This window comes from Marinitoga okinawensis (assembly GCF_055387075.1).
This window is the reverse complement of sequence record NZ_AP042422.1, coordinates 493,430-517,630: the sequence shown is the minus strand read 5'-3', so window position 1 is coordinate 517,630 and position 24,201 is coordinate 493,430. Positions and strand designations below refer to the sequence as shown.

Annotated in this window: 30 protein-coding genes; 23 read left to right on the top strand and 7 right to left on the bottom strand. The window is 27.5% G+C overall.

The annotated features are described in order from the left end of the window. Positions 1-13 precede the first annotated feature (13 nt). Complete coding sequence (locus ACZ5CK_RS02505; protein ID WP_464581024.1) at positions 14-1,261, top strand: IS256 family transposase; 1,248 nt, start codon at positions 14-16, stop codon at positions 1,259-1,261. A 289-nt stretch (positions 1,262-1,550) separates the two neighbouring features. On the opposite strand, the gene ACZ5CK_RS02500 is transcribed toward ACZ5CK_RS02505, so the two are convergent. Both ACZ5CK_RS02500 and ACZ5CK_RS02495 read right to left on the bottom strand, forming a co-directional pair. Further along, the gene (locus ACZ5CK_RS02500; RefSeq protein WP_464582338.1) at positions 1,551-3,464 is read right to left on the bottom strand and encodes a BMP family ABC transporter substrate-binding protein; all 1,914 of its coding nucleotides are present in this window, start codon (positions 3,462-3,464) and stop codon (positions 1,551-1,553) included. A 23-nt stretch (positions 3,465-3,487) separates the two neighbouring features. Then, complete coding sequence (locus tag ACZ5CK_RS02495) at positions 3,488-4,219, bottom strand: metallophosphoesterase family protein (protein ID WP_464582337.1); 732 nt, start codon at positions 4,217-4,219, stop codon at positions 3,488-3,490. A 66-nt stretch (positions 4,220-4,285) separates the two neighbouring features. On the opposite strand from ACZ5CK_RS02495, the gene ACZ5CK_RS02490 reads away from it, so the two are divergent. From ACZ5CK_RS02490 to ACZ5CK_RS02385, 22 genes are all read left to right on the top strand, one after another. After that, on the top strand, positions 4,286-4,567 hold the full coding sequence (locus ACZ5CK_RS02490) for a hypothetical protein (RefSeq protein WP_464582336.1): 282 nt from the start codon (positions 4,286-4,288) through the stop codon (positions 4,565-4,567). After that, entirely contained in the window at positions 4,542-5,129 is a 588-nt protein-coding gene (locus ACZ5CK_RS02485; protein ID WP_464582335.1) for a hypothetical protein, read from the top strand. The genes ACZ5CK_RS02490 and ACZ5CK_RS02485 overlap by 26 nt, the downstream gene beginning before the upstream one ends. Positions 5,130-5,305: 176 nt before the next feature. Then, positions 5,306-6,445: an IS110 family transposase gene (locus ACZ5CK_RS02480; RefSeq protein ID WP_464582334.1), complete on the top strand. Its 1,140-nt coding sequence runs from the start codon at positions 5,306-5,308 to the stop codon at positions 6,443-6,445. Between the two features lie 449 nt (positions 6,446-6,894). Further along, the gene (locus ACZ5CK_RS02475) at positions 6,895-7,422 is read left to right on the top strand and encodes a hypothetical protein (protein ID WP_464582333.1); all 528 of its coding nucleotides are present in this window, start codon (positions 6,895-6,897) and stop codon (positions 7,420-7,422) included. A 10-nt stretch (positions 7,423-7,432) separates the two neighbouring features. Beyond that, positions 7,433-8,137 (top strand): hypothetical protein, encoded by a 705-nt coding sequence (locus ACZ5CK_RS02470; protein WP_464582332.1) that lies wholly within the window; start codon positions 7,433-7,435, stop codon positions 8,135-8,137. 14 nt (positions 8,138-8,151) lie between these two features. Beyond that, positions 8,152-8,379, top strand: coding sequence for a hypothetical protein (locus ACZ5CK_RS02465; RefSeq protein ID WP_464582331.1), 228 nt, complete (start codon positions 8,152-8,154; stop codon positions 8,377-8,379). A gap of 10 nt (positions 8,380-8,389) precedes the next feature. Next, positions 8,390-9,013 (top strand): hypothetical protein, encoded by a 624-nt coding sequence (locus ACZ5CK_RS02460; protein ID WP_464582330.1) that lies wholly within the window; start codon positions 8,390-8,392, stop codon positions 9,011-9,013. Positions 9,014-9,017: 4 nt separating this feature from the next. Continuing rightward, entirely contained in the window at positions 9,018-9,185 is a 168-nt protein-coding gene (locus ACZ5CK_RS02455; RefSeq protein WP_464582329.1) for a hypothetical protein, read from the top strand. Between the two features lie 4 nt (positions 9,186-9,189). Next, a complete protein-coding gene (locus ACZ5CK_RS02450) occupies positions 9,190-9,513 on the top strand; it encodes a hypothetical protein (RefSeq protein WP_464582328.1) in 324 nt (107 codons plus the stop codon). Beyond that, positions 9,513-10,148 (top strand): hypothetical protein, encoded by a 636-nt coding sequence (locus ACZ5CK_RS02445; protein WP_464582327.1) that lies wholly within the window; start codon positions 9,513-9,515, stop codon positions 10,146-10,148. The genes ACZ5CK_RS02450 and ACZ5CK_RS02445 overlap by 1 nt, the downstream gene beginning before the upstream one ends. A 129-nt stretch (positions 10,149-10,277) precedes the next feature. Further along, positions 10,278-10,433, top strand: a complete 156-nt coding sequence (locus tag ACZ5CK_RS02440) for a hypothetical protein (protein ID WP_464582326.1) — start codon at positions 10,278-10,280, stop codon at positions 10,431-10,433. 2 nt (positions 10,434-10,435) lie between these two features. Next, the gene (locus ACZ5CK_RS02435) at positions 10,436-10,915 is read left to right on the top strand and encodes a transglycosylase SLT domain-containing protein (protein ID WP_464582325.1); all 480 of its coding nucleotides are present in this window, start codon (positions 10,436-10,438) and stop codon (positions 10,913-10,915) included. Continuing rightward, entirely contained in the window at positions 10,894-11,646 is a 753-nt protein-coding gene (locus ACZ5CK_RS02430; protein WP_464582324.1) for a hypothetical protein, read from the top strand. The genes ACZ5CK_RS02435 and ACZ5CK_RS02430 overlap by 22 nt, the downstream gene beginning before the upstream one ends. A gap of 13 nt (positions 11,647-11,659) precedes the next feature. After that, complete coding sequence (locus ACZ5CK_RS02425) at positions 11,660-12,436, top strand: hypothetical protein (protein ID WP_464582323.1); 777 nt, start codon at positions 11,660-11,662, stop codon at positions 12,434-12,436. 12 nt (positions 12,437-12,448) lie between these two features. Beyond that, positions 12,449-12,706 (top strand): hypothetical protein, encoded by a 258-nt coding sequence (locus ACZ5CK_RS02420; RefSeq protein ID WP_464582322.1) that lies wholly within the window; start codon positions 12,449-12,451, stop codon positions 12,704-12,706. 42 nt (positions 12,707-12,748) lie between these two features. Beyond that, entirely contained in the window at positions 12,749-13,504 is a 756-nt protein-coding gene (locus tag ACZ5CK_RS02415) for a tyrosine-type recombinase/integrase (protein ID WP_464582321.1), read from the top strand. Between the two features lie 98 nt (positions 13,505-13,602). After that, entirely contained in the window at positions 13,603-14,076 is a 474-nt protein-coding gene (locus ACZ5CK_RS02410; RefSeq protein ID WP_464582320.1) for a hypothetical protein, read from the top strand. A gap of 5 nt (positions 14,077-14,081) precedes the next feature. Beyond that, positions 14,082-14,726 (top strand): helix-turn-helix domain-containing protein, encoded by a 645-nt coding sequence (locus ACZ5CK_RS02405; RefSeq protein ID WP_464582319.1) that lies wholly within the window; start codon positions 14,082-14,084, stop codon positions 14,724-14,726. Between the two features lie 4 nt (positions 14,727-14,730). Continuing rightward, a complete protein-coding gene (locus ACZ5CK_RS02400; protein WP_464582318.1) occupies positions 14,731-15,108 on the top strand; it encodes a hypothetical protein in 378 nt (125 codons plus the stop codon). Continuing rightward, positions 15,105-15,722: a zonular occludens toxin domain-containing protein gene (locus ACZ5CK_RS02395; protein ID WP_464582317.1), complete on the top strand. Its 618-nt coding sequence runs from the start codon at positions 15,105-15,107 to the stop codon at positions 15,720-15,722. Before ACZ5CK_RS02400 ends, ACZ5CK_RS02395 begins: the two co-directional genes overlap by 4 nt. Before the next feature lie 326 nt (positions 15,723-16,048). Beyond that, on the top strand, positions 16,049-16,237 hold the full coding sequence (locus tag ACZ5CK_RS02390; protein ID WP_464582315.1) for a helix-turn-helix domain-containing protein: 189 nt from the start codon (positions 16,049-16,051) through the stop codon (positions 16,235-16,237). 125 nt (positions 16,238-16,362) lie between these two features. After that, the gene (locus ACZ5CK_RS02385) at positions 16,363-18,111 is read left to right on the top strand and encodes a M3 family oligoendopeptidase (protein ID WP_464582314.1); all 1,749 of its coding nucleotides are present in this window, start codon (positions 16,363-16,365) and stop codon (positions 18,109-18,111) included. A 293-nt stretch (positions 18,112-18,404) separates the two neighbouring features. Here the strand turns inward: ACZ5CK_RS02385 and ACZ5CK_RS02380 are convergent, their stop codons facing one another. From ACZ5CK_RS02380 to ACZ5CK_RS02360, 5 genes are all read right to left on the bottom strand, one after another. After that, positions 18,405-19,652 (bottom strand): IS256 family transposase, encoded by a 1,248-nt coding sequence (locus ACZ5CK_RS02380; RefSeq protein WP_464582313.1) that lies wholly within the window; start codon positions 19,650-19,652, stop codon positions 18,405-18,407. 112 nt (positions 19,653-19,764) lie between these two features. Further along, the gene (locus ACZ5CK_RS02375; protein ID WP_464582312.1) at positions 19,765-20,496 is read right to left on the bottom strand and encodes an SDR family oxidoreductase; all 732 of its coding nucleotides are present in this window, start codon (positions 20,494-20,496) and stop codon (positions 19,765-19,767) included. 24 nt (positions 20,497-20,520) lie between these two features. Then, positions 20,521-22,047, bottom strand: coding sequence for an AAA-like domain-containing protein (locus ACZ5CK_RS02370; protein ID WP_464582311.1), 1,527 nt, complete (start codon positions 22,045-22,047; stop codon positions 20,521-20,523). Positions 22,048-22,120: 73 nt separating this feature from the next. Further along, positions 22,121-23,836, bottom strand: a complete 1,716-nt coding sequence (locus ACZ5CK_RS02365) for a phospho-sugar mutase (protein ID WP_464582310.1) — start codon at positions 23,834-23,836, stop codon at positions 22,121-22,123. Between the two features lie 24 nt (positions 23,837-23,860). After that, positions 23,861-24,169, bottom strand: coding sequence for a MoaD/ThiS family protein (locus tag ACZ5CK_RS02360; RefSeq protein ID WP_464582309.1), 309 nt, complete (start codon positions 24,167-24,169; stop codon positions 23,861-23,863). Between the last annotated feature and the right edge of the window lie 32 nt (positions 24,170-24,201).

Sequence of the window (24,201 nt, the reverse complement as noted above, 5' to 3'; positions counted from 1 at the left end):
GGGGGTATTTTAAATGGCAAAGAGAAAGAAAAAAGAAGAAAGTAACATTGAAAAATTAGCAAAGTTAATAGCAAGAGATCCTGAAGTAAACACAATGAAAGACGTATATGACAAGATAAAAGAATTGATGGGACCAATAATACAAGAAATGTTAGAAGCGGAATTAGAAGATGAATTAGGATATGAGAAATACGATAAGGAAAATAAAGAAACGGATAACTCCAGAAATGGATACAGCTCAAAAAAGGTAAGATCAAGCATGGGTGAGATGGAATTGAAAATACCCAGAGATAGAAAGGGTGAATATGAACCGAAAATAATACCAAAATATAAAAGAGATATTTCAGATATTGAAAGTAGAATAATAGGAATGTATGGTTTGGGATTAAGTACGAAAGATATAGTTAGGAATGTTGAAGATATATATGGTGTAGAATTATCAGCTGAAATGATAAGTAAAATTACTAATAAGATATTACCAGAAATTAGAGAATGGCAAAGCAGACCATTAGAAGAGATATACACTTTTGTTTTCATGGATGGAATAGTATTTAAAGTAAAAGATGATGGTGAGATAATTAAAAAGACTGCATATGTTGTAATAGGTGTAAATATTGATGGATTTAAAGAAGTTCTTGGTATATATATAGGTGAAATAGAATCATCAAAATTCTGGTTAAGAGTATTAAATGATTTAAAAAATAGAGGAGTTAAAGATATATTAATAGCTTCAGTAGATGGATTAACAGGATTCCCACAAGCAATTAAAGCAGCATTTCCTGATACTGTAGTACAAAGATGTATAATACATCAAATAAGAAATACATTAAAATATGTTAATTACAAAGATAGAAAAGAACTTGTAAATGATTTAAAAAAAGTATATAAAGCACCCAATAAAGATATAGCTTATTCAAACCTACAAGATTTAAAAGAAAACAAATGGACAAAATACAAATTGGCATTAGAAAGCTGGGAAAAACATTGGGAAACAATATCTCCATATTTTGATTATGGTGATGAAGTAAGAAAAATAATGTATACAACAAATGTAATAGAATCATTGAATAGGCAATATAGAAAAGTGACTAAAAATAAAACATCTTTTCCAAATGATGATGCATTATTAAAAATATTATATTTAGCAACAATAGATGCAACAAAAAGATGGACAGCTCGATATAGAAACTGGAGTAAAGTCCTAAACGAACTATCCATCTTTTTCAAAGAAAGAATCACAAAATACGTCTATAATTCTTAATACAACTAAATTCCAAAATCTGTAATAATCAATAATACATAAAACTAAATGCTAAAAACTAACGCCAAAAATATATTCTTAATTTAATAATGTTAAATCTTGCAGTGAAAATTGCAAAAAGGTGTTTGTTTTCAAAAACTCACATTAAAAACTTCTAGAAATTACTATTAAAGCATATTATAATATAGACGATAATTCATATGAAAATAATTTAAGAATTATAATCCAATTTAATTAATTTATTACCATCCAAGAAGAGGTATTTACACAAAAAATTACATGCTACCTATTAACTTTCTGTATTAAAAATAACCTTTTGTAAATCCCCTTCTATATTATCAAGATACCAATTCATTTTTAACAAATCTTCATCTAAAATACTTTCATTTCTATCTACAATTAATCTGTTATTTTTATCATATAATGGACCACTAAAAATATCAAAATCATTGTTTTTTATTAAAGCTTTCATAACTCCAATTAACTTCTCTGTTTGACCTGGCAATATATTCTTATTTTTATATAGCTTTACAATTTTTTTATCCATGCCATACCAATATTTTTTTAAATCTTCAAGATGTTTTGATGTAGTTATTACCCATTCATCATTTAATAACCTTCTAACAATTTTTTTATAGAATCTTCCCCATTTCCAATACGCAGAAGCAATATACGTATTTGGAGTTAGATCAACATTTACAACATTATATCCAATAGTATATACTTTATTTTTATCTGCTAAAATTTGTGGAATGTTTGAATCCATATTAATTGCAAGTATATCTATTCCTTCTTTTATTAATTCTAAGGTCTTTTCACTTTCCAAATCTTTATCTATCCATTTATTAGTCCACTTGACTAAAATTTTCGCATACGGATTAACCATTTTAACTCCTATAGCAAAAGCATTTAACCCTCTTAAAAATAATGGTAGTGGATATGGTGCTATATATCCAATTTTATTGCTTTTTGTCATAGTCCCTGCAATTAATCCTGTTAAAAATCTTGGCTGGTAAATCCTTCCAAAATACACTGATAAATTTCTATAACTTTTATATCCCGCACAATTTAAAAATTTTATGTTGGGATATTCTATTGCCGCTTTATAAGTAGAATCCATAAAATCATAACTCGTTGTTATTATCAAATTATAATTTTGTTCTACTAATTCTTTAATAATATCATATGACTTTTGTTTTTTCACATTTTCTATATAAAATGTCTTTATTTTATCACCAAATTTTTCTTCTAAATATAATCTTCCATTTTCATGTGCCTGAACCCATGTGCTCTCTCCTATATAATTTCTATATATAAAAGCTATATTCAATTTTTTTTCATTAGATGTCTTTATAAACGGCAAAAAAACATCATGAATAATATTTTTTCTTTCTTCAAGATAAATATTTTCTAATTCTTTTATAATACCTCTTACTCTTACCTTTAATTCTTTTTCTGGTATATATTTTTCTATTCCATATTTTTTTAAATAATACAAAAAAGCCTCTCCAGTTGTGATTGGCAATTTCTCGCCATTTAATTCCTGAAAAACTTTTCTAAAACTCCAATAAATAGATTTTTCAAAATTTTTCAAAAATTCCTTTGAGTTTTCATTATTTTTTACTATATATTCAAATAATATATTTTCTAATTCTTTAAATCCACCCTCTCTTTTAAACCAAATCATATTAATCTTTGTTTTCTCATAAAATTCTAAAAATTCATAATATATTCTTATATTTAAATCCATTTCATCATATTTTGGAATTAATCTTTTAACATTACCCATTATCGAAGGTGAATCTAAATACTTTAAAACACTGGCTCTTTTATTACCTTCCACTACATAAAATCTATTTAAATATTCATATGCTATTATTGCATCTCTTATTCCTTCTTCATGCTGAGCTTCATATAAATTCATCCATTTTATTGCAAATTCTGTATCTTCTTCTAATAATGGCATAAAATTTCTAGCAAATGCACTTCTTCTCGAATCATAATAAGTTCCCCTAATCTTTTTTATAGGAATTTCTATTATTCCCAAAGGTACTTCATTAATTATGTTACTTTCTTTTAGTGTTTTTTCTAAAGAAGGCAAATACCCATCTTTTCCTCTGCTTTGCCAATATAATAATTCTCTTTCGCCCATTTTTTTAGCTATTCTATATTCTTTAGAACTATCATATCTCATATTATTCATGTTTTCCTCTCCCCTAAAAACAATTAAAGAAATATATCTTTAAATCTTATAACGCCATCTTCACCAATAATCTCAATAACTTCTTTCTTTTTCTCATCGTATTTAACATATTTATATGGAACCACATTTAATAGATAAGATATTTTATTTTTATAGTGAACTCTAAAATTTAGTATTTGATCTGTATATCTTGGATGTATGTGTCCATAAAACCATATTTTCGGGAAAATTTTTCTATAAATATCTGCCATTATTTTGGAACCTTTATGATAAGAATCCATATCTTTTTCAAATAAATTTTCTAATCCAGGAACAGCATGAGTTATTATAATATCAATATTATTTATAAAGCCAAATATATTCTTCCTTTGAAGCATCCTCTTAAATACTTTCACATCTCTTTCTGTAAAATTAAAAGGTTTCTTACCATAGGAAAAAGCACCTGAAAAACCAGAAATATATAGATTAGATTCTATATCCAAGTCTCTCCTTATATTTATTACTTGATTATGAAGAATAATTAACCCTTTATAGATTCTTGAATAACCAGATAATTCAACATCAAATAAATTTTTAAAATATTTTTTATCATGATTTCCATATATCATATAACTTATTTTTGGTTTTAATGCATTAAGCAAAAAATCAAGATATCCTGGTGATAAATCACCACATCCTAATAATATGTCACACCCTTTTATTTTTTTAGATATATAATTTCTCTCTTCATCTGAAACAGCTATTATTTCTATCATAATATCCTTCTTTCTATTTTTTTATATTATACCCTAAGAAAAATATATTTACAAGGAGGGGTTTTAATGATAAGCGATTATGAAAAAGGATATATAAGAGGATATGAAAATGCACTAATGAGAATAATTAGAATAGCAGAAAATATTAAGAATCCAGAGTTATTAAAAAACGTATTAGATCTAATATACGAGGTATATAAAATAGAAAAAGGCGATCAGCACATAAACATGCCAACCGCCAGTACAGCAGAAACCCACGCCAATGAGTCCTACACATACAATTATAACAAAAAAAGTTGTTTAGTGCAAGAGGGTGGGGAAATTGTACAAAGAAAACAAAGTTACTAAAACTTTCAATGTCGCAACACTTTTTATTGAATTTCAAAAAATAGCTTTAGAAAAGCATTTCGATGTTTATACATGTAGAGTATATAATTTTTTATTATATAAATTAAACGAAAACTTTTTCAATAATCCCTTAGATAGCATAAGTATAAATAAGATTTCAAAAGAATTAAATATTGGAAAACCTAAGGTAATAAAAATATTCCGTTTCCTAAAACAAGAAGGTTTAATATATTATGAAAGCAAATATAACAAAACAAAAATATATTTTGGGGAATTGGCCAAAGAAAAGATAAGAGAAGAAAATGCCAGAAAGATAGAACAAAAGCAGAAAGTAGAAATAGAAAAAGAAAGCGAAAAATTAAAAGTATTAAAGTATTTAATATCAGAAGAATTATTTACAGAATTAAAACTATATGCAGAATTTTTAAGGGTAGATATAAAAGAAGAAAGTAAAGAAATCATATTCGGAACAGAAAATAATTTTGTAAAAGATCACATAAGAAAAAAAATATTATATAAAATGCAAAAAGAAGTAAAAGATTATAATTTAAAATTAATATAGTCCTAGTAACTCTTAATGTTATAATGAAACAACGATTTTTTTTATATTAGTGGAGTACTAGGACATATAAAAGCCAGTTCAAAAGCTCGTAAGGGTATATTGATAAACATATATTTGACGGATTAGTGGGCGATGAACTGGCTTTTATTATGCTTTAATAAAGGGGGTCACATGGGGTGGTAGCAGGTGTCGATGTAGGAAAAAAAGAACATTATGTAAGTATTGATCAAAAAGTTAAAAAATTCTCTTCAAAAGATATAGAAAAACTTAAAGACTATTTAAAAAAGAAAAAAGTAAAAGAAATCATATTAGAACCAACAGGGGTATATTCAATACCCTTAATAGAAAAATTATATAAAGAATTCAACGTATATGTAGTACCAACATATCTAATATCGAAATACAAAGGTAATCAATCACAAAAAAATGATACAATAGACGCTAAAACCCTTGAAATGTACTACTACTCACGTGAAAAGCAATTTGTAAAGTATAAAGTAGATAAAAAATATATAATAGCAAAAAAATTAAATATATTACTTTCAGAATTTGAAAGCATAAAAAAAGCATATACAAGAGAAATAAACAGGTTAAGAGGCGAATTATATATAATAGACGAAAACACACACGATCTAACAAAAGCAAAACTAATCAAATACGCTTTAAAGATAGATAATGAATTAATACATTTAAGAGCAAAAAGAATAAAAAACTTAGAAAAATCAAAACTAATATTAGAAAGAAAAATAAAAGAATATGCAGAAAGCCACGGGTTTATAAAAGAACAGATAAGAATAATAATGACAATACCTAATTTCTCATATTCTGATGCATGTATAATAGTATCTAAAATAGTAGATGTGAATCGCTTCAAATCAGTAAATGCTTTTAAAAAGTTCCTTGGTTTTGGAGTAGCAAAAGAAGAATCAGGAACAAGCGTAAGAAAAACAAAAAAAATAATATCCCATAAATTACTAAAATCAAAAATGTACCTTTTAATATTAAGAAACTTAAAGAAAAGCGGGGATAATAATATAAAGCGAGCAGTATATTATTACAAATACAAATATAATAACCATTTTAAAGCGATAATGAAAGTAGCAGCAAGAATAATAATAAGAATATATTATCTCTTAAAAAGCAAAAAAGAATATAATATAAATTTTGAATATATAGATAAAAAAACAATGTACTTAATAAAAGAAATATTAGAAATAGAAAATAATAAACTTTCAAATAAAAAATCAAAAAAATACAAAGCGAATGAAAAAATAATAATGTTTCTTAAAAAAAATATGGTTGTATATGAAATTTAGCGGCGAAATTTAGCCGTTTTTTTGTTCTTTATGTATAAAACTATATTTTTTTAAAAACAAAGGCCTTAGAGGCTCAAATTTTAGAGGACAAAAAATATGACATCTTGTAAAAAACTGTGAAAAAGTATTAAAAAAATCGTACAAATTTGTACGAAATATTTTTTATTTAGTACAAAAGGCGGTCAAATTAGTAACTTAATTTGACCGTCTTTTTGTTATTATATGTGCTTTTTACTATCTTGAAATTGTACAACAAAAAAGAACAAAATAACACTGTATCGCATAGCGATAAAAATTTATCGAGGAGGTAGAAAGTATGGATAAATTAGTAAATTACTTAAAAACAAACTGGAAGGATTTAGCAGCAGGAGCAGCTGCAGGAGCAGGAATATTATTTGTAGTATTAAAAATGACAAAAAAATTAAAGAAGTAAGAGGAGGTAAGAAAATATGAATCAAAGAGTACTTTCATTAAGTGACGAATGGGCAAGTTATTCAGACACAGTGAGTTTAAAAGCTGGACAAGCTATAAAAATATTAGAAATAGTACCGCCAAGAAAAAGTGCATTTGTAGTATTAAATAATCCTGCAATAAGAATGAAATTAAGAAATACTGCAGGAAATGAATTGCCAGCAGATACAAAAATTTGTTTTGCAGGCAAAAGTTCAAAAGAAATGCTCGCAACACAATTAAGTGCAGAAAAAGAATATAGAGCATACAAAGATATAACAGAAAGCGATCAATACAATGAAAAGTATCAAGAAGCATTAACTTTCCCAGTAGAAACAGATTTGTTATTCGAAGAATTAGAAAAATTGGAGATTTTCGTAGAAGTAAGTGCAGATACAACACTTGATCTAACAAAATCAAAAATAGAAATACCTTCAGTTGAATTAACAACATCAGAAGTACAAGAAATGGATCTCTTAGGAGCAGATTATGAAGTAGATATACCAGAAGAATATGAAGAATATTGAGGTGATGTAGATGAATACAGTAAAAACCTTGTTTTTAAATGATTTTGAAAAATATGCAAATGTAGTAAATAAAGATTCAAAAGTCCTGGAATTTGATGTACCAGGACAAAAGATATATCAAATTGATAGTGACAGACCATTTAGAATGAAGTTGGCTTCAAAACATGAAGCAAGTTCATATACGATCAGTGCAACAGAATTCAATGTAACTGTTGAGGGAAAAATTGCAGTTGTTGATAGTGATGATTTAAGCAAATCAGTATATGCAATACTCGATGAAGGAAACGGAACAATACACAATTTAGGAGTAAAAGCAATAGATAGTATAAACAAAAAAATCACATTAACAAGTTCAACAACCAATATAACAGGAACATTGAAAGTATATTATCTTTTCTTAGATGGATATTACAAAATCGCATGGGAAGCACCGCTCGGATCTTCAACAGAAATAAAATCATTCATGAAAGGATCCTTAGGTGATTTAAACAGTAAAAAGATTTTTGAAAGTTCATATTACCTTCCATACATAGCATTACTTGATGATTTTATGCTTCAAGTATATGTAAATGCACCTGTAATAGTAGATTTTGAAAACCCATTAACTTTTATTGAAATCCCAGTAATAGAATTTGATAAAGCAGAATTTGAACAAATTGCTGCAAGTATGGGATACAGTATAGACATGGTGCTTGAACATCAAAGAAAGTTATAAGCGAGGTGAAACGCATGGATATATTAGGAGGTATTTTTAATGCAGCAAAGGGAGTAGTAGGATTTGCAAATAATATATTGAATGGGGGTTCTAAACCAACCCCCGCAGCTGCACCAGCACCTAGGCCACAACCGCAACAAATAGTGGTAAAGACAGAAGAAAAAAAGAAAGATAATACAATGTTATTTGCTATATTAGGACTTGCTGGAGTTTTGCTAATAGTCCTATTAATGAACAAGTGAGGTGTAAAAAATGAGAATGAGACAACATAGATACGTAAGATTCACACCTGGAAAAATTAAAAAACCACCAAAAAATATAGGAATGAGAAGACCAGGATTAATGCCAAAAAGACCGCCAGTGAAACCTAAACCAATGAAGGTTTCGCATGTAAAAAAAATTAAACAGGCTAAAAAATCCATACCTATAAGCTGGGGTCCATTTGATTTCTTTAAAGGTGCAACTAAATTTGTAGGTGGTGTAGTTGGCGGTGTTGCCAAAACTGTTGGTGGTGTAGTAGGTTCTGTATTTGGTAAAAAAAGAAAACCTACACCTAAGCCTAAACCAAAGCCTGTAGTGCATAGACCTACACCTAAACCTACAACACATAGATATACTTCTGCACCTAAACCATCAGTATATAGACCAATTTCAAGACCAACTGTTCATAGAACTATTCCTCAAAGACCTTCTGGAGTTGTTAGAAAAATTCCAACATTTCAAGTTGCAGCTGAAGTTGATCCAACAGGGGGAAAAATCAGGGATACAGCAAGAAAAGCAACTGTGCAAACAAATGCAGAAAAGAAATCAAATCTCGTACCCATTATTCTTGTTGGAGCTGCAGCAGTTGGAGGATTCTTGCTTTTAAGGAAGTGATTTAATGGATCAATTAATGAGCATGATTAGCAACGTAGGATTACCAACAGCATATAGTGCTTTTTTACTGTATTACACAGTAAGAGAAATAAAGAAAAGTTTAGATCGCAACACAGAAGCGATTAATAAATTAAGAGAGGATATGTATAAACTCTTTGTAAGAAAGGAATGAGAGCATGTTTTTTAATTTAAAAACTATTGTACCGTTTATTATCAGCTTATTACCTTTTTTAAAAAATGCAATTAAACAAATGCTTGTTGATATTTTAGAAAGAATTAGAAAAAAAATCGATGAAAACGACGAGAGAATAGCTCAAAGTGTAAAAGAGGAAATTTTAAGTTTCTATGAGGAACACCAGGAAAAAATACCAGATGAATTAAAAGGAGTTACAAAAAAAGCTTTTGAAGTTTTAGCTGATGTTATTTATTCAATTATTGATCATGCAGACGATGCAGCAGGATTATTAACGGAGGTAGCAAAGATAATCGAGGTGATTTAATGAAAGAAGTTATAAAAAAAATTGTAGTTGATACTTCTAAAGAATTAATTGATAAAGAGTATAGAGAAAAAGGATCTGGTATCGTCGTTTTACAAACACCTAAAGAAGCAACTATTAAATTTGATAGTACTTTAAGCCAGGAAATACCTTTACAGGATATTGAAAGTATTAACCTGGTAAATTTTGAAAAGTTTTATATTTCATGTCCTGCAGATATTGCACCACTTGAAATATTGATTTTAAAAGAAAATATATATGTCGATGCTAATACAAATTATAGGATTATAAACGATAATATAAAGCATTTACCTATGTTTTTTGTTGGTGGAGTTCAAGGCGGTAATAATTTTGATTTTGAAGAATTAGACGGATCATCAGTTAAAACGTATCAAAAAAATGGAATTATTCCAGCAATTACAGGGTTTCAAGTTTTTGGTGATTTAAGTAATTGGCAAATTTTTGTCACTTTAGAACCACTACCTGTTGCTTTTGGTGGAACGGTAACTATTAAAGAATACCCAAAAGAAATTGCAAGTAATAGCTTTATAAGACTTATTGCAAGAGCAATTACCTTCCAACCATTGGCAAATGCTTCACCAATAAACGTATATATTGAATATTTCGAAACAGACTAATAATGCGGTTTTCGGCTTCTAAAATAAAGCGTTTTAAGGGTATCTAAAATTTTGATGTGTGTAATTTGTTATAAAAACTTTTTAAAATGGCTAATAAAGGCTAATACAGTTTAACAGGAGGTTAAGAAAATGGCTAAAAAGAGGAGAAAATCTAAATCTAATAAAGGAGCTAATGCTTTAAAGAAAATTGTGAGAGAAGCAAAGAAAATATATAAGAATAGTGCTATTTCTTGGAAAAATGCAATAAAAAAAGCAAGTAAAAAATATAAAAGCGGGAGAATTTAAAAATGCTTGAATTAAAGACTATTTTTAAAATTATAGCTAATGTAAAAATCTATCCCCCCCTTGACATATTATCTTTAGCTTTTGCAGAAAGTTCTTTTAACCCAGCCGCACGTAACCCTGCCACTAATGCGGTTGGGCTTTATCAAATGACACCATGGGCTATTAAAAGAGTTAGAGCAGAAGATTTAAATGTTTTTGATCCTATAATAGCAACTGATGTTGTATGCAAGTTTTTAAATTTGTTAGAAGAAATTGATCTACCTAAACTTGATAAATACGAAAATACAAAGTTTTATCAGTATTTAAGCTCTTTTGAAAGATTAGCTATTTTATATCATTACGGATTAATGAGTGCAAAAAATAGATTTGAATTAGATAATGTGAATAAACAAGATAAAGAAACATTAATTTATGTTTCTAATCTTAGAAAGGGTAAGCTAATTGCATTGGAGTTGGTACAATGTGGACTCTTAAAGATTTAAAGGATATTGTAGAAGATAAATTTATTAAAACAAAGCCTCTTGATGTAGAAACAGGATTAAATGAAATTGAAACTACTAAAGCATTTTTAAAGCAGTTAGAAAAGTATAATATACCTATTAAAACATTAAACGATATACCTTATTTATTCTATCTTTTAAGATATTCTGATGATGAATTTACAACAAAATTATTATCTCAGAAACACGAGGATTTAATGCAAACAGCAAGAGCAACAATTTACGCTATGAAAGGTGACTGTGAGGATATACACAGATTTTATAATGCAGTTGCTATTGCTCTTGGTGAGAAAGTAGAGAATGTAAATTTAATGGTTATGTTTTTTGGCGATGAAAATAATATTACAGGAGCACATACAACGAGCGTTATTAATGAAAGGATCCTTACAGATTATCAAGCATATGTTTATGCAAATTCTTTGAAAGGTATTTTAAGTTATTTGAAAGATATTTACTTCCCTATTTATGGGTATGTAATGCTTAATATTGAATTAAAAGACGGTTTCATTTATTACAAGTATAAAAAGTCAGACACTTTTGATAATAAGGATTATAAGTATAATATACAGGTTGCAGCACCTACAAAAGCAATAAACGACCTTAGAAAACATTTGTATAGAAATTCCGAGTATGAAAATAAAGAAAAAACTAATACTTTTTTAAAATTTGGTACTATTGCAGCTTTAAGTTATATCTTAGGAAAAATTATTTAAGCGAGGTGAAATTATGGGATTTAACCCTTTTGGAAATTTGCCAGTAATAAATATGGCCGATATTGCAAGTAAAGCAGATATTGATGATATTAATCAAAGAATTAAAACAGAAGATTTATCTTTATATATTGATCCAACAAATGGTGATGATTCTACAGCAGACGGAAGTTATAATAAGCCATATAAAACTTTTATAGCATTATTTAATAGCTTGCCAAAATATCTTGATTCTCTAACAGTAACAATAAAAAAGGGAATTCATACAATAAACGGTTCTGAAACAATTAATCTACCAAACAGATTTATAAAAAAACTAACAATTCAAGGTGAAACTTCTAATGCTGAAGATACATATTTAGATGAATTTTATATGTTTTTAAATGACTTTTCATTTCATATATTTTATTTAAAAAGTTTAAAATGGTCTCCATATGGTATGTCAAATTATAGATACGCTATATATTTAGAAGCATATAATAATTATGTTGGGATTAGCAATTGTATTTTTGATGGAAAAAATATAAATTACTCTAATTCTAAAGGTGTTATATTGTATTATAGCAGAGGACTTATATATAATACTGTTTTCAAAAATTTTATTAATACTACTAATGATGATTCTACAGCTGTTGATTTACATACTTCTATATTTAGATTTACGGGATGTACTTTTGATAATAATAATTATCATATATTATTAAAAGACGGATCACAAGCAAATAACAGTAGTGGTAATACTTTAACTAATTCAGTTTATGCCGATGTTAAAGATTCTAATGTATGGTTTTAAGGAGGTAATATTATGAACGCAATAATGTTTAAAAAGGCAGATAAAACAATTTTATTTTATATTAAAGATGTAAAAGAATATTCCAGAGATGAAATAAGAGGTAAAGGTGGAATTACAAACCCAAATTATAATAACGTTTCAATATTATTCACTAATCATGAAATAACTGTTGTAAATAACGATCCAGAATCATTAACTTTAACTTATGATCCAGCAGTTTTACCAGACACATGGCTAACTGATACAGATAAAATTGATCTATTTGAATAATTCAGATTTCATAAAATATACATTTTATGACAGGTGGTTGTAATGCGTATTAAAAAAGAAATAGAAAACTTTTTAAATGAATTATCTTTGATAAAAAATGTAAATTCTAATACTTTAAAAAATTATAATCAGGTTTTAAATGAATTTTCTAAAGTTAGAAACCCTGCTTCAATGCAGGGTTTAAATTTATTCATGGAAAATATTAAACATCAGAAACCAAATACTATAGCTCGAAAAATTACTATTGTTAGATCTTTTTTGAATTATTTATACGATAATGGAAAAATTAAAAAGAAATTCTGGGAGCATTTAAAACCCCCTCGTTATAATGCTTTACCACGTTTTTTAACCTCAAAAGAAATTAAAGCACTTATTAAAAACGCTCGAGAACCTTATTGCTATATCTTTGAGTTTATATATAAGACTGGGTTGAGATTATCAGAATTATATAACCTGGAATTCGAGAGAATTAATAGAAATACTTTTATATTGCGCGTTATAGGTAAAGGTAATAAAGAACGTGTTTTGAAGGTTGATAAGAAAATAAAAGATCTATTTGAAAACTTTAAAGATATTTTACCTGGTAAAAGATCTATTCAAAGAGAAATTAAAAAAGCTGCTATTAAAGCTGGTATTGATAAAGATGTTAGCGTTCATAAGCTAAGACATTCTTTTGCCATTTCTAAAATTAATGACGGTGTCCCTATAAACGTTATTCAATCTTTATTAGGTCATTCCAGCTTAAATACTACTGCTATTTATTTGAAATTCTCTTCTAATGATGTTAAGTTGACATAATATTAAGAAAATTATCATTGACATTAAGTATACTTTTATGGTATATTTAGTATGTGATTAAATTATTAATACTATATATAGTATTGTGAGGTGAGATCATGGAATTGATACTCGATGTTATTTTACCTGTTAGTTCTGCTGCTAATGTTTATGCTGCTAATAATAATATTTATTTTAAATTAGATGCCGAATTTAGAAAAAAAGGCTGGATTATGAATACTTTAAATATTTTAGATATTAATGATTACGATAATGGCTTAAAGATTATGTATAAACTGGATTTAAAACCTACTAAAAACGCTAAGAAATTAGATTTAAAAAAAGGCGAAATATATAATTTTGATAATTCAACTGATGTTAAATTAGCTGCTAGATGGGTTTTTGCTATTTTAGTTACTATTTTTGCGGGTACTTTTGCTGTTGAAGCAATAACTATACGTGTAATTGATATTATCGCTAAGAATGCCGAGGAATTAAAACTCGTTGGCCAAAGTGCAGGTTCAAGCGTTTTGTTAGGTTCTCTGGGAATTTTTTTAATAGGATTTATTGTTTTTAAAATATTGAGGGGGTGAAATCATTGAAGTTTTATGAGTTAGAGGCTATAAGTATTTATTTTATGAGACGGTATAATCTTTCTTTTGGACAAATCGCTGCAGCTCTTGATTTACATAAAAATTCCGTTCAACACCATTTGAAACAACTTGAAAAATATGCCGATGATTTAGAATTGCCTTCTTTTTTCTTTCAAAATATTGATAGATCAGCTCAAACATATGAGGAAAAAATTAAAGCCGCTCAGGAAATTGCAGCAAAGTATTATGAGGAAAAAAAGTATTTAATTGAGAAATTAAAGGAAAATTTAAAGAGTAAAAAGGTGTCTGATGATGATTTTAAGGATGAAAACAATGAGGTGATAGAGGAAATGGAGATTAAGAAAACTTCAATGCCTGTAATTTTAAGACAGGCTGTAAGAGAATCTAAAGCTACTGTTTATGAAAATTTTTCAGAACCTATTGTTGAACAAAAAGAGGAAAATATAGATCCACCTAAAAAGAAAAATGACGATTTTATCGATATTATTAAACCTGTTGCTATTGCCATTTTTGTAGGTTTTGTTTTTGCTTTAATGCAAAAAAATACACCTGTTATTGAAAATAAGGTGATTCCTGCACCTGTGATGCAAGAAAAAATAGATCCATTCGCACAATTTAGAAGGGGGTAATATTATGGAAAATATAAACGATGTTATGATTAATGAAAATGATTTTAAGGATATTATCGATAATGAAGATGTTCAGGAAGAAACACAGGAAAATGATTTAATAGGTAATTTTCAGTTCGATGATATGACTATTGAAATGGGTATCGAATTTGTAGGATCTCAAATCGCTAATATCCGTAAAATTAATGATCCTACTTTTATTGAAAGATATAAGCAATCTACTATGGCTTATTTAAAAATGCTCGGATTTAAGGACGCTGTGAATACTTTGTCTATTAAAAAAATGAGTCCTAAAATGGTTTTAATTCTCGGTGTTGTTGGTATTATAGGGAATGGATTTATTACACCAGTTCTACCTGGATTACCAGAGGTGGGAGAATGATTTATACTATTCTTGGAAAATCAGGATCAGGTAAGAGTTTTCTTGCAAGAAAATTAGCTAATGAGTTAGCAGAAGAAAAAAAATTATTCGTCCTTGATAATTCACATGATCATTTGAAACTCGGTAATATGAAATTACTACAGTTAAATGATGAAATCGCAGATAAAATCAATACAGATAAGCTTATATCTTCTTTTGATAGATTAATTATTGAAACAGAATATATTGACGATACACTCTTATTTAATTTCATTAACCGCTTTTCACGTTCTGTATGGAATAGCGGTAATATTGTTTTATTAATCGATGAAGCACATATGTTTTACCCTTTAAAAAAGAACCCTATTGAATTGGAAAAACTCGTTAAAACTGCAAGAAAAAGAGGTATCGATATTATTTTTGTCACGCAACAGTTTAGTGATATAAATAAGGCTGCTATTAAGCAGGCTCATATACTTATTTTATTTAAATTCTTTGAATTAAATGAGTTAGAAACTGCAAGAAAATACGGTGTTGATAAGAAGATCATGGAACAACTTAATAAATATGAATGTATTGTTATTGATACCTGGAGAGGTACTTATGAAATTGCTAAAAATGATAAGGTGTTGTAGTGTTACGTTTTTATGAAGGTGGTAATCGTGGATTACCACCTTTATATTTTCATTCATCTAAGGTGGTAACTGTGAATTACCACTTTTTATGAAGGTGGTAATCATAGGTTACCACATGTGGTAATCGTGGATTACCACCTTAACATAGATAATCAGCTTATAATAAGGCTTTCACTATTCCTAAATACCTAAATACAGTTTATAAATACCATAAAACCTTTTATTAAGAATTTGTAAAAAAAGAAAATAGATCTTGATTTTTTCTATATAAAAATATATAATAATATTAAATTACTTATACAAAATTATACAAAGGAGGGATTTTTATGATTGAATTAGAAGGTATAAAATTTTTAACTTTAAAAGAAACTGGTAGTATGCTTAATAAACATCCAGAAACTATACGACGTTGGATAAAAGAGAAAAAATTAAAAAGTTATAAAGTTGGAAACGTATATTATGTAAAGGAAGAAGATATCAAGAACATTTTATTTAAGCAAAATACAGAAGATTAAATGTAAAAATTCTTACGGATTATAACATAAAAAATTTTCTATTTTTTTATACTTTGATGTGTTATAATGTTATATCGATCAAAAATTAAAACGTCAAAAAAGATAAAAGCAAAGGAGGTAGAACTATGAAATGGGATTTAACATTCTTTTATGATTCTCCAGAAAGTGATCAAATAAAAAAAGATTTTGAAAGTGCAGTTTCTAATGCAAAAATATTAAAAGAAAAATATTATAGCAAACTTACTTCAGAAAATTTAACTGCAGAAGATATAAAAAGTTTCTTTAAAGATTTAGAAAATGCTATGGAAAAACCTTATTTTGCTATTCAATATGCTCACTTATTATATGCAGAAAATACTCAAAACAAAGAAGCTCAAAAACTAGTTGCAATAGGACAAGACTATTTAACTAAAGGAGAAATAGAATTATCTTTTTGGAGACCTGTTTTGCTTAGCCATCCAATAGAAAAATTAGAAGAATGGAAGAACTCTGAAGACTTAAAAGAATACAGACATGTAATGGAAAAACTAATAAAAGAAAAACCTCATGTATTGAGTGAAGATGCTGAAAAGGTTTTATCCGCTCTTCAACCAGCTGGAAGAGATGCTTTTGATATGTTATATGAAAAACTGACTTCATCATATAATTTTGAAATAGAAATCGATGGAGAAGTTAAAAAGATGACGGGACCACAAATTAGAGCTTTAAGACAAAGTCCTAATAAAGAATTAAGAAGAAAAGCTATGAAAATGTTCTTTGAAAGATATAGTGAGGATAAAATTGTTTTAGAAAGCACCTTTAATTCTGTTGCAAAATATTATGATACTGAAGCAAAATTAAGAAATTACTCAAAACCCATTTCAATGAGAAATATGGCAAATGAAGTAAATGATGAAATTGTTGATATGGTTATAGAGATAACAACAGAACAAACACCTATGGTTCACAAATATTATAAATGGAAAGAAAAATATTTAGGACATGAATTAACTTTAGCTGATATTTACGCTCCATTAGATCCTGTAAAAAAAGAAATTCCTTTTGAAAAAGCTAAAGAAATGGTATTAGAATCATATTATGAATTTGATAAAGAAATTGGAGATATTGTAAAATCATTCTTTGATGAAAATAGAATACATTCAGAAATTGTTCCAGGTAAAAGAGGTGGAGCATTTTGTTCATATAATATTCCAAATTATAAACCTTTTGTTTTATTGAATTATACTGGAAACATGAGAGATGTTATGACTTTAGCTCATGAGTTAGGACATGGAGTTCACGGAACATTATCTTCAAAACGAAATTTATTAAATTACCATACACCTTTAACAATGGCAGAAGTAGCTTCTGTTTTTGGTGAAATGTTAGTAATGGATAAATTATTAAAAGAATTAGATGAAGAAGAGAAAAAGATTTTTATAGCTTCAAAAATCGAAGATATGTTTGCTACAATGTTTAGACAAAATATGTTTGCTAGATTCGAAATACAATCTCATCAAATGATTGATGAAAATGGTATGGCAACATGGGATGAATTATCCAATCTTTATGAAAAAGAATTAAAAATCATGTTTGGAGATTCTGTAAAAATCACTGAAGAATACAAATATGAGTGGAGCTCTATTCCTCATATGATAGGTGTTCCTTTCTATGTATATGCATATAATTTTGCTAATTTATTAGTAATTGCATTATATGAAAAGTATTTAGAAGAAGGAAAATCATTTGTACCAAAATATAAAGAGTTATTATCAAGTGGAGGTAACGATGCTCCAGAGGTATTATTATCCAAATTAGGCATTGATATTACAAAAAGAGAATTCTGGGAAAAAGGATTTAAATTTGTTGAAAGAGAATTAATTAACAAGTTATAATTAATAGGTAGCATGTAATTTTTTGTGTAAATACCTCTTCTTGGATGGTAATAAATTAATTAAATTAGATTATTATTTTTAAATTATTTTCATATGAATTATCGTCTATATTGTAATATGCTTTAATAGTAATTTTCAGAAGTTTTTGATGTGGATTTTTAAAAACAAACACCTTTTTGCAATTTTCACTGCAAGATTTAACATTATTAAATTAAGAATATATTTTTGGCGTTAGTTTTTAGCATTTAGTTTTATGTATTATTGATTATTACAGATTTTGGAATTTAGTTGTATTAAGAATTATAGACGTATTTTGTGATTCTTTCTTTGAAAAAGATGGATAGTTCGTTTAGGACTTTACTCCAGTTTCTATATCGAGCTGTCCATCTTTTTGTTGCATCTATTGTTGCTAAATATAATATTTTTAATAATGCATCATCATTTGGAAAAGATGTTTTATTTTTAGTCACTTTTCTATATTGCCTATTCAATGATTCTATTACATTTGTTGTATACATTATTTTTCTTACTTCATCACCATAATCAAAATATGGAGATGTTGTTTCCCAATGTTTTTCCCAGCTTTCTAATGCCAATTTGTATTTTGTCCATTTGTTTTCTTTTAAATCTTGTAGGTTTGAATAAGCTATATCTTTATTGGGTGCTTTATATACTTTTTTTAAATCATTTACAAGTTCTTTTCTATCTTTGTAATTAACATATTTTAATGTATTTCTTATTTGATGTATTATACATCTTTGTACTACAGTATCAGGAAATGCTGCTTTAATTGCTTGTGGGAATCCTGTTAATCCATCTACTGAAGCTATTAATATATCTTTAACTCCTCTATTTTTTAAATCATTTAATACTCTTAACCAGAATTTTGATGATTCTATTTCACCTATATATATACCAAGAACTTCTTTAAATCCATCAATATTTACACCTATTACAACATATGCAGTCTTTTTAATTATCTCACCATCATCTTTTACTTTAAATACTATTCCATCCATGAAAACAAAAGTGTATATCTCTTCTAATGGTCTGCTTTGCCATTCTCTAATTTCTGGTAATATCTTATTAGTAATTTTACTTATCATTTCAGCTGATAATTCTACACCATATATATCTTCAACATTCCTAACTATATCTTTCGTACTTAATCCCAAACCATACATTCCTATTATTCTACTTTCAATATCTGAAATATCTCTTTTATATTTTGGTATTATTTTCGGTTCATATTCACCCTTTCTATCTCTGGGTATTTTCAATTCCATCTCACCCATGCTTGATCTTACCTTTTTTGAGCTGTATCCATTTCTGGAGTTATCCGTTTCTTTATTTTCCTTATCGTATTTCTCATATCCTAATTCATCTTCTAATTCCGCTTCTAACATTTCTTGTATTATTGGTCCCATCAATTCTTTTATCTTGTCATATACGTCTTTCATTGTGTTTACTTCAGGATCTCTTGCTATTAACTTTGCTAATTTTTCAATGTTACTTTCTTCTTTTTTCTTTCTCTTTGCCATTTAAAATACCCCCTTCTTGGTTTTATTTTACCATACCAAGAAGAGGGTTACCTATTTTCTCTACTTTTTATTTACACAAAATTTTTTATGGTCTCAAATTGCCTTTTTATAATTATAATGGAAATTTTGCCAATCCACCATCTACTAAAATAGTTTGCCCATTAATATATGATGCTCTTTCAGATGAAAGGAAAACTACCACATTAGCTATTTCTTCAGGCATTGCCATTCTCTTTAAAGGAATATTATCTGAAATTTGCTTTTCTTTCTCTTCATTGACTAATTCTCTAACTCTTGTTGTTTTTGTCCAACCAGGACCTACTGCATTAAAGGTTATATTGTACTTCCCATATTCTAAAGATAATGTTTTAAGCAAGCCTGTTATTCCTAATCTTATAGAATTTGATATATAAAGATTTTCTATTGGCGTTTTCACAGAAAGGGATGTTAAAAATACAACTCTCGCCCATTCTTTATTTTTCATTTTAGGCAAAAAATATTTTAAAATACGAATAGTACTCATAAGATTTTGTTCAAAACCATATTGCCAATCCTCTTCAGATGTTTCTTCAAAATATCCTGGCTTAGGTCCTCCTGCATTTAAAAATATAATATATGGAACGCCAAATTTTTCCTCAAATTTCTTATTCATATTATCTATATCTTCTTTTTTTGAAAGATCACATATAATATATGGAAAACCTGTTTTTTTCAATTTTTCTTCATTTCTGGATATTACTACAGGCTTAGCCCCTTCATTGCTAAATGTGTTCGCCACAGCTAAACCTATTCCCGAACTTCCTCCAGTAACTAATACTGTTTTATTTTTCAATCCTAAATCCATTTTTCTCCCCCCATTTTTATATTTCTACATTTTTGATGGACTTTCAAAATTAGTTTTTATAAACCATATATGAATTTTGATTCCATCTTTTTCTTCCATTAGATATTCAAAATCTTCTATTGTGTTTGAGTATATTATCAACCATCCTTCTTTTGATCCTTTTCTTTTTATGTATTCTATTAATTGTTTTTTCGCTTTTTCATATTCATTTCCTGTTATATTTGCTTTTACTTCTATTAAATATTCTCTATTATTTAAATTTATTAATAAATCTATTCTTCCTCCACCAACCTGTGTTTCTGGATATACTTTTCCTTCTGCTGCTTCTACATATAAGCTTAGAAATTGGTCTAAATTATATTGATATACTCCTTCATAGTAATTTCTTCCTTTAAACATTATTGCTCCTCTTTGTTTTATATATTTTATATATCTTTTTATTAATTTATTTAAATCTAAGCTGCCATCTTCTTTTATATATGGTTTTATTGTATCTTTTATTGTTGCCATATAATTCTTTTCACCATTTATTTGTGGTTTAAATCTGTCATATAATGCTTTGTAATATAACGGTACTCTTACACAACATTTCCCCTCACAATTATCTATTACTCCATTTAGATATAGATAATTTATCCTTTCATCGTATATATTAAATTCAACGCTTTCTGGTTCAAATAATATTTTCATTATTAATTCTTTTTCTTTTTTTGCTTTGTTTATTATATTGGCTATGTTTTTATCTATATATACATACATAAAATCATTTAATGTTTTTTCAAAATATTCTTTCGTTATTATCTTTTCACTCTTAGCTTTTTTTGCTACTAAATCATATGCCAATGCATTGGTTAGACCAGGTTGTCCTCCTGCATTATGCCATATAAGTTCTTTTACTTCCTCTTCAAATAATTGCCCTGTTTCTTTTTCATGTTGATTTAATAAATCATATACCTGTTCTTTAGTAAAATATGGCACTTCCATATGTTCTGCTATATTAAATGGACTTGCATTATCTTCTAATACTCCACTCAAATAACTTACACTTATTAATATCACACTTCTTAACTTATATCCCTTTCTCATATGATACATTTCTCTTATTAAGTGTAAAAATTCATTCATTAATTCTTCATTGCTAAACTTTTCAAATTCGTCTATCATTAGTATTATTTCTTTTTCAAATTTTTCACTCATTTCTTTTATATATTTACTTATTTGCCTTATTGCTATTGTATTTTTATACTCAAATGATTTTCCATATTTAAATTGCAGATAAAAATCTATTTTTTCTTTAAATAATTCTATAAATTCACTTTCATTTTCAATCCTTCCAAGATTTTCAAATGAAATAAATATTGGTAAATATTTATCTTTTATTTTTTCCACTATTTCATTTAAAAATGTTGTTTTTCCTGTTTGTCTTGGTGCTGATACTGTAAAGTATCTCCAATTTTCTATATGATCAATCGCTTCTTTCATCAATTCTGGTCTTTCTACATAATAACATGTATTCTTATCAACAGGTCCGCTTGTACAAAATCGTTTCATCTTTTCACCTCCACAACAGAATTATATCACATTTCAATAATAAAACCCCTCTGAAAATCAGAGGGGAGGCGAATTATTCAACTGAGTTTATTATTTCCATTATTTTTTCTTTCATTAATTTTAATTTTTCCTTTGATTTTTCTTCTTCCTTATCTTTTGAATATATGTAAATCTTTAGTTTTGGTTCTGTTCCTGATGGTCTTACAGCATACCATGAGCCATCATCAAAGAAGAATCTTAAAACATTTGATTTTGGAACATCTGTTTCTTTTGTTTCACCTGTTTTTAAATCAAAATCTTTCTTTTCTAAATAATCTATATATCTTACAAGTTTCATATCTCCAATTTCTCTTGGAAATTCTTTTCTATATACTTCCATAATTTTTTTCATTTTTGCCATACCTTCTAAACCTTCAATAATTATGGAGAAATTATTTTCAAAATAATAACCAATTTCTTTGTACATATCATTTAGTACATCCACTAATGTTTTACCAAGCTTCTTATAATATCCTGCTGCTTCAGATACAAACATTGATGAAATTACTCCATCCTTATCCCTTACAAATGTTCCTGTTACATAACCAATACTTTCTTCATATCCAAATTCAAAGTCATATTTTCCTTCTAATTCATTCTCTAAACCACATATATTTTTAAATCCTGTTAATGTTTCAAAAGTTACTACTCCATATTTTTCTGCTAATTCTTTTCCTAAATCACCTGTAACTATTGATTTTATAATAATCCCTTTATCTGAAAGTATTCCTTTTTCCTTTCTACCTTCAATTATATATTTAATTAATATTGCACCAGTTTGATTACCATTTAGAGGAACGTATTCACCATTATGTTTTACCATAACTGCTGTTCTATCACAATCTGGATCTGTTGCAATTATTACATCGGCATCTTTTTCCTTTGCAAGATTTTTAGCATATTCAAAAGCTTTAATATCTTCTGGATTTGGGTATCCGACTGTTGTAAAATCTGGATCTGGATTTTCTTGTTCTGGAACAACAAATACATTTTTAAATCCTCTTTCTGCTAATACTCTTCTTACTGGTTTATTACCTGTTCCATTAAGAGGTGTATATACAATTTTTACATCTTTATCTATATCTTCTCTTATTGCTAATCCTTTTACTTTTTCTATATATTCATCTTCAATTTCTTTTCCAACATATTCTAGTAATCCTTTTTCTAAAGCTTCTTCTTCTGAAATTTTCTTAATCATAGAAAAATCTGTTAGTTTTTTTATATTCTCCATAACAGGTATTGCAACATCATCTAAAATTTGAGAACCTTGTTCCCAATATACTTTATAACCATTATAATTCTTTGGATTATGACTTGCTGTCACAACTATACCTGCTGCTGTATGTAATCTTCTAACAGAAAATGATAATAATGGAGTTGGTGCTATATGATCAAATAAATAAGCTTTAATTCCATTAGCTGCTAAAATTAAAGCTGCTGTTTTAGCAAAAAGATCTGAATTATGTCTTACATCATACGCAATAACAACACCGCGTTTCATATATTCTTCACCTTTAGATTTAATGAAATCTGCTAATCCTTGAGTAGCTTTACCTACTGTATATATATTCATTCTGTTAGTTCCAGCTCCTAAAACACCTCTTAAACCAGCTGTTCCAAATTCCAATTCTTTATAAAATCTCTCCATAATTTCCTTTTCGTTATCCTTAATGGATAATAATTCCTTTTTTGTATTTTCATCAACATATGGGCTATTTAACCATTCTTCATATACTTTCATGTAATCCATTTTAATCACTCCTCCTTCTTATTTTTATCCTCCACCAAGTAATGGTAGTATCTGTAATTCCCCATCCTTAATTTTTTTGTCAGTTGTAATAAATTCATTATTGTGAATAAATTTTACTCTCATTGTTATATAACTCTTTTGCCCCATAATATCAATATACAATTTTAAGATCATATGATCTTTCTCTTTTTTTATTATTTCAAATTTAGAATTTAGTTCTTTACCAATAATATTCAATAATTCTTCAATATCTTTTCCATTTTCAATTTCTAATTTTATGGATTTCCTATCTACTATAGTTCTTAAATTACTCATAAACTTTATCTTCAACATTATTCCACCTCATTAATATTATAACATAAGAA

Bases quoted from the DNA above. Each gene is read 5' to 3' on its own strand.
- ACZ5CK_RS02370 (WP_464582311.1), bottom strand. From the start codon at position 22,047: ATGAAACGATTTTGTACAAGCGGACCTGTTGATAAGAATACATGTTAT.
- ACZ5CK_RS02465 (WP_464582331.1), top strand. From the start codon at position 8,152: ATGGATATATTAGGAGGTATTTTTAATGCAGCAAAGGGAGTAGTAGGA.
- ACZ5CK_RS02410 (WP_464582320.1), top strand. From the start codon at position 13,603: ATGGAATTGATACTCGATGTTATTTTACCTGTTAGTTCTGCTGCTAAT.
- ACZ5CK_RS02500 (WP_464582338.1), bottom strand. From the start codon at position 3,464: ATGAATAATATGAGATATGATAGTTCTAAAGAATATAGAATAGCTAAA.
- ACZ5CK_RS02430 (WP_464582324.1), top strand. From the start codon at position 10,894: ATGTGGACTCTTAAAGATTTAAAGGATATTGTAGAAGATAAATTTATT.
- ACZ5CK_RS02445 (WP_464582327.1), top strand. From the start codon at position 9,513: ATGAAAGAAGTTATAAAAAAAATTGTAGTTGATACTTCTAAAGAATTA.
- ACZ5CK_RS02495 (WP_464582337.1), bottom strand. From the start codon at position 4,219: ATGATAGAAATAATAGCTGTTTCAGATGAAGAGAGAAATTATATATCT.
- ACZ5CK_RS02450 (WP_464582328.1), top strand. From the start codon at position 9,190: ATGTTTTTTAATTTAAAAACTATTGTACCGTTTATTATCAGCTTATTA.
- ACZ5CK_RS02375 (WP_464582312.1), bottom strand. From the start codon at position 20,496: ATGGATTTAGGATTGAAAAATAAAACAGTATTAGTTACTGGAGGAAGT.
- ACZ5CK_RS02400 (WP_464582318.1), top strand. From the start codon at position 14,731: ATGGAAAATATAAACGATGTTATGATTAATGAAAATGATTTTAAGGAT.
- ACZ5CK_RS02390 (WP_464582315.1), top strand. From the start codon at position 16,049: ATGATTGAATTAGAAGGTATAAAATTTTTAACTTTAAAAGAAACTGGT.
- ACZ5CK_RS02455 (WP_464582329.1), top strand. From the start codon at position 9,018: ATGGATCAATTAATGAGCATGATTAGCAACGTAGGATTACCAACAGCA.
- ACZ5CK_RS02380 (WP_464582313.1), bottom strand. From the start codon at position 19,652: ATGGCAAAGAGAAAGAAAAAAGAAGAAAGTAACATTGAAAAATTAGCA.
- ACZ5CK_RS02360 (WP_464582309.1), bottom strand. From the start codon at position 24,169: ATGTTGAAGATAAAGTTTATGAGTAATTTAAGAACTATAGTAGATAGG.
- ACZ5CK_RS02365 (WP_464582310.1), bottom strand. From the start codon at position 23,836: ATGGATTACATGAAAGTATATGAAGAATGGTTAAATAGCCCATATGTT.
- ACZ5CK_RS02505 (WP_464581024.1), top strand. From the start codon at position 14: ATGGCAAAGAGAAAGAAAAAAGAAGAAAGTAACATTGAAAAATTAGCA.
- ACZ5CK_RS02385 (WP_464582314.1), top strand. From the start codon at position 16,363: ATGAAATGGGATTTAACATTCTTTTATGATTCTCCAGAAAGTGATCAA.
- ACZ5CK_RS02415 (WP_464582321.1), top strand. From the start codon at position 12,749: ATGCGTATTAAAAAAGAAATAGAAAACTTTTTAAATGAATTATCTTTG.
- ACZ5CK_RS02460 (WP_464582330.1), top strand. From the start codon at position 8,390: ATGAGAATGAGACAACATAGATACGTAAGATTCACACCTGGAAAAATT.
- ACZ5CK_RS02490 (WP_464582336.1), top strand. From the start codon at position 4,286: ATGATAAGCGATTATGAAAAAGGATATATAAGAGGATATGAAAATGCA.
- ACZ5CK_RS02420 (WP_464582322.1), top strand. From the start codon at position 12,449: ATGAACGCAATAATGTTTAAAAAGGCAGATAAAACAATTTTATTTTAT.
- ACZ5CK_RS02470 (WP_464582332.1), top strand. From the start codon at position 7,433: ATGAATACAGTAAAAACCTTGTTTTTAAATGATTTTGAAAAATATGCA.
- ACZ5CK_RS02440 (WP_464582326.1), top strand. From the start codon at position 10,278: ATGGCTAAAAAGAGGAGAAAATCTAAATCTAATAAAGGAGCTAATGCT.
- ACZ5CK_RS02435 (WP_464582325.1), top strand. From the start codon at position 10,436: ATGCTTGAATTAAAGACTATTTTTAAAATTATAGCTAATGTAAAAATC.
- ACZ5CK_RS02425 (WP_464582323.1), top strand. From the start codon at position 11,660: ATGGGATTTAACCCTTTTGGAAATTTGCCAGTAATAAATATGGCCGAT.
- ACZ5CK_RS02395 (WP_464582317.1), top strand. From the start codon at position 15,105: ATGATTTATACTATTCTTGGAAAATCAGGATCAGGTAAGAGTTTTCTT.
- ACZ5CK_RS02475 (WP_464582333.1), top strand. From the start codon at position 6,895: ATGAATCAAAGAGTACTTTCATTAAGTGACGAATGGGCAAGTTATTCA.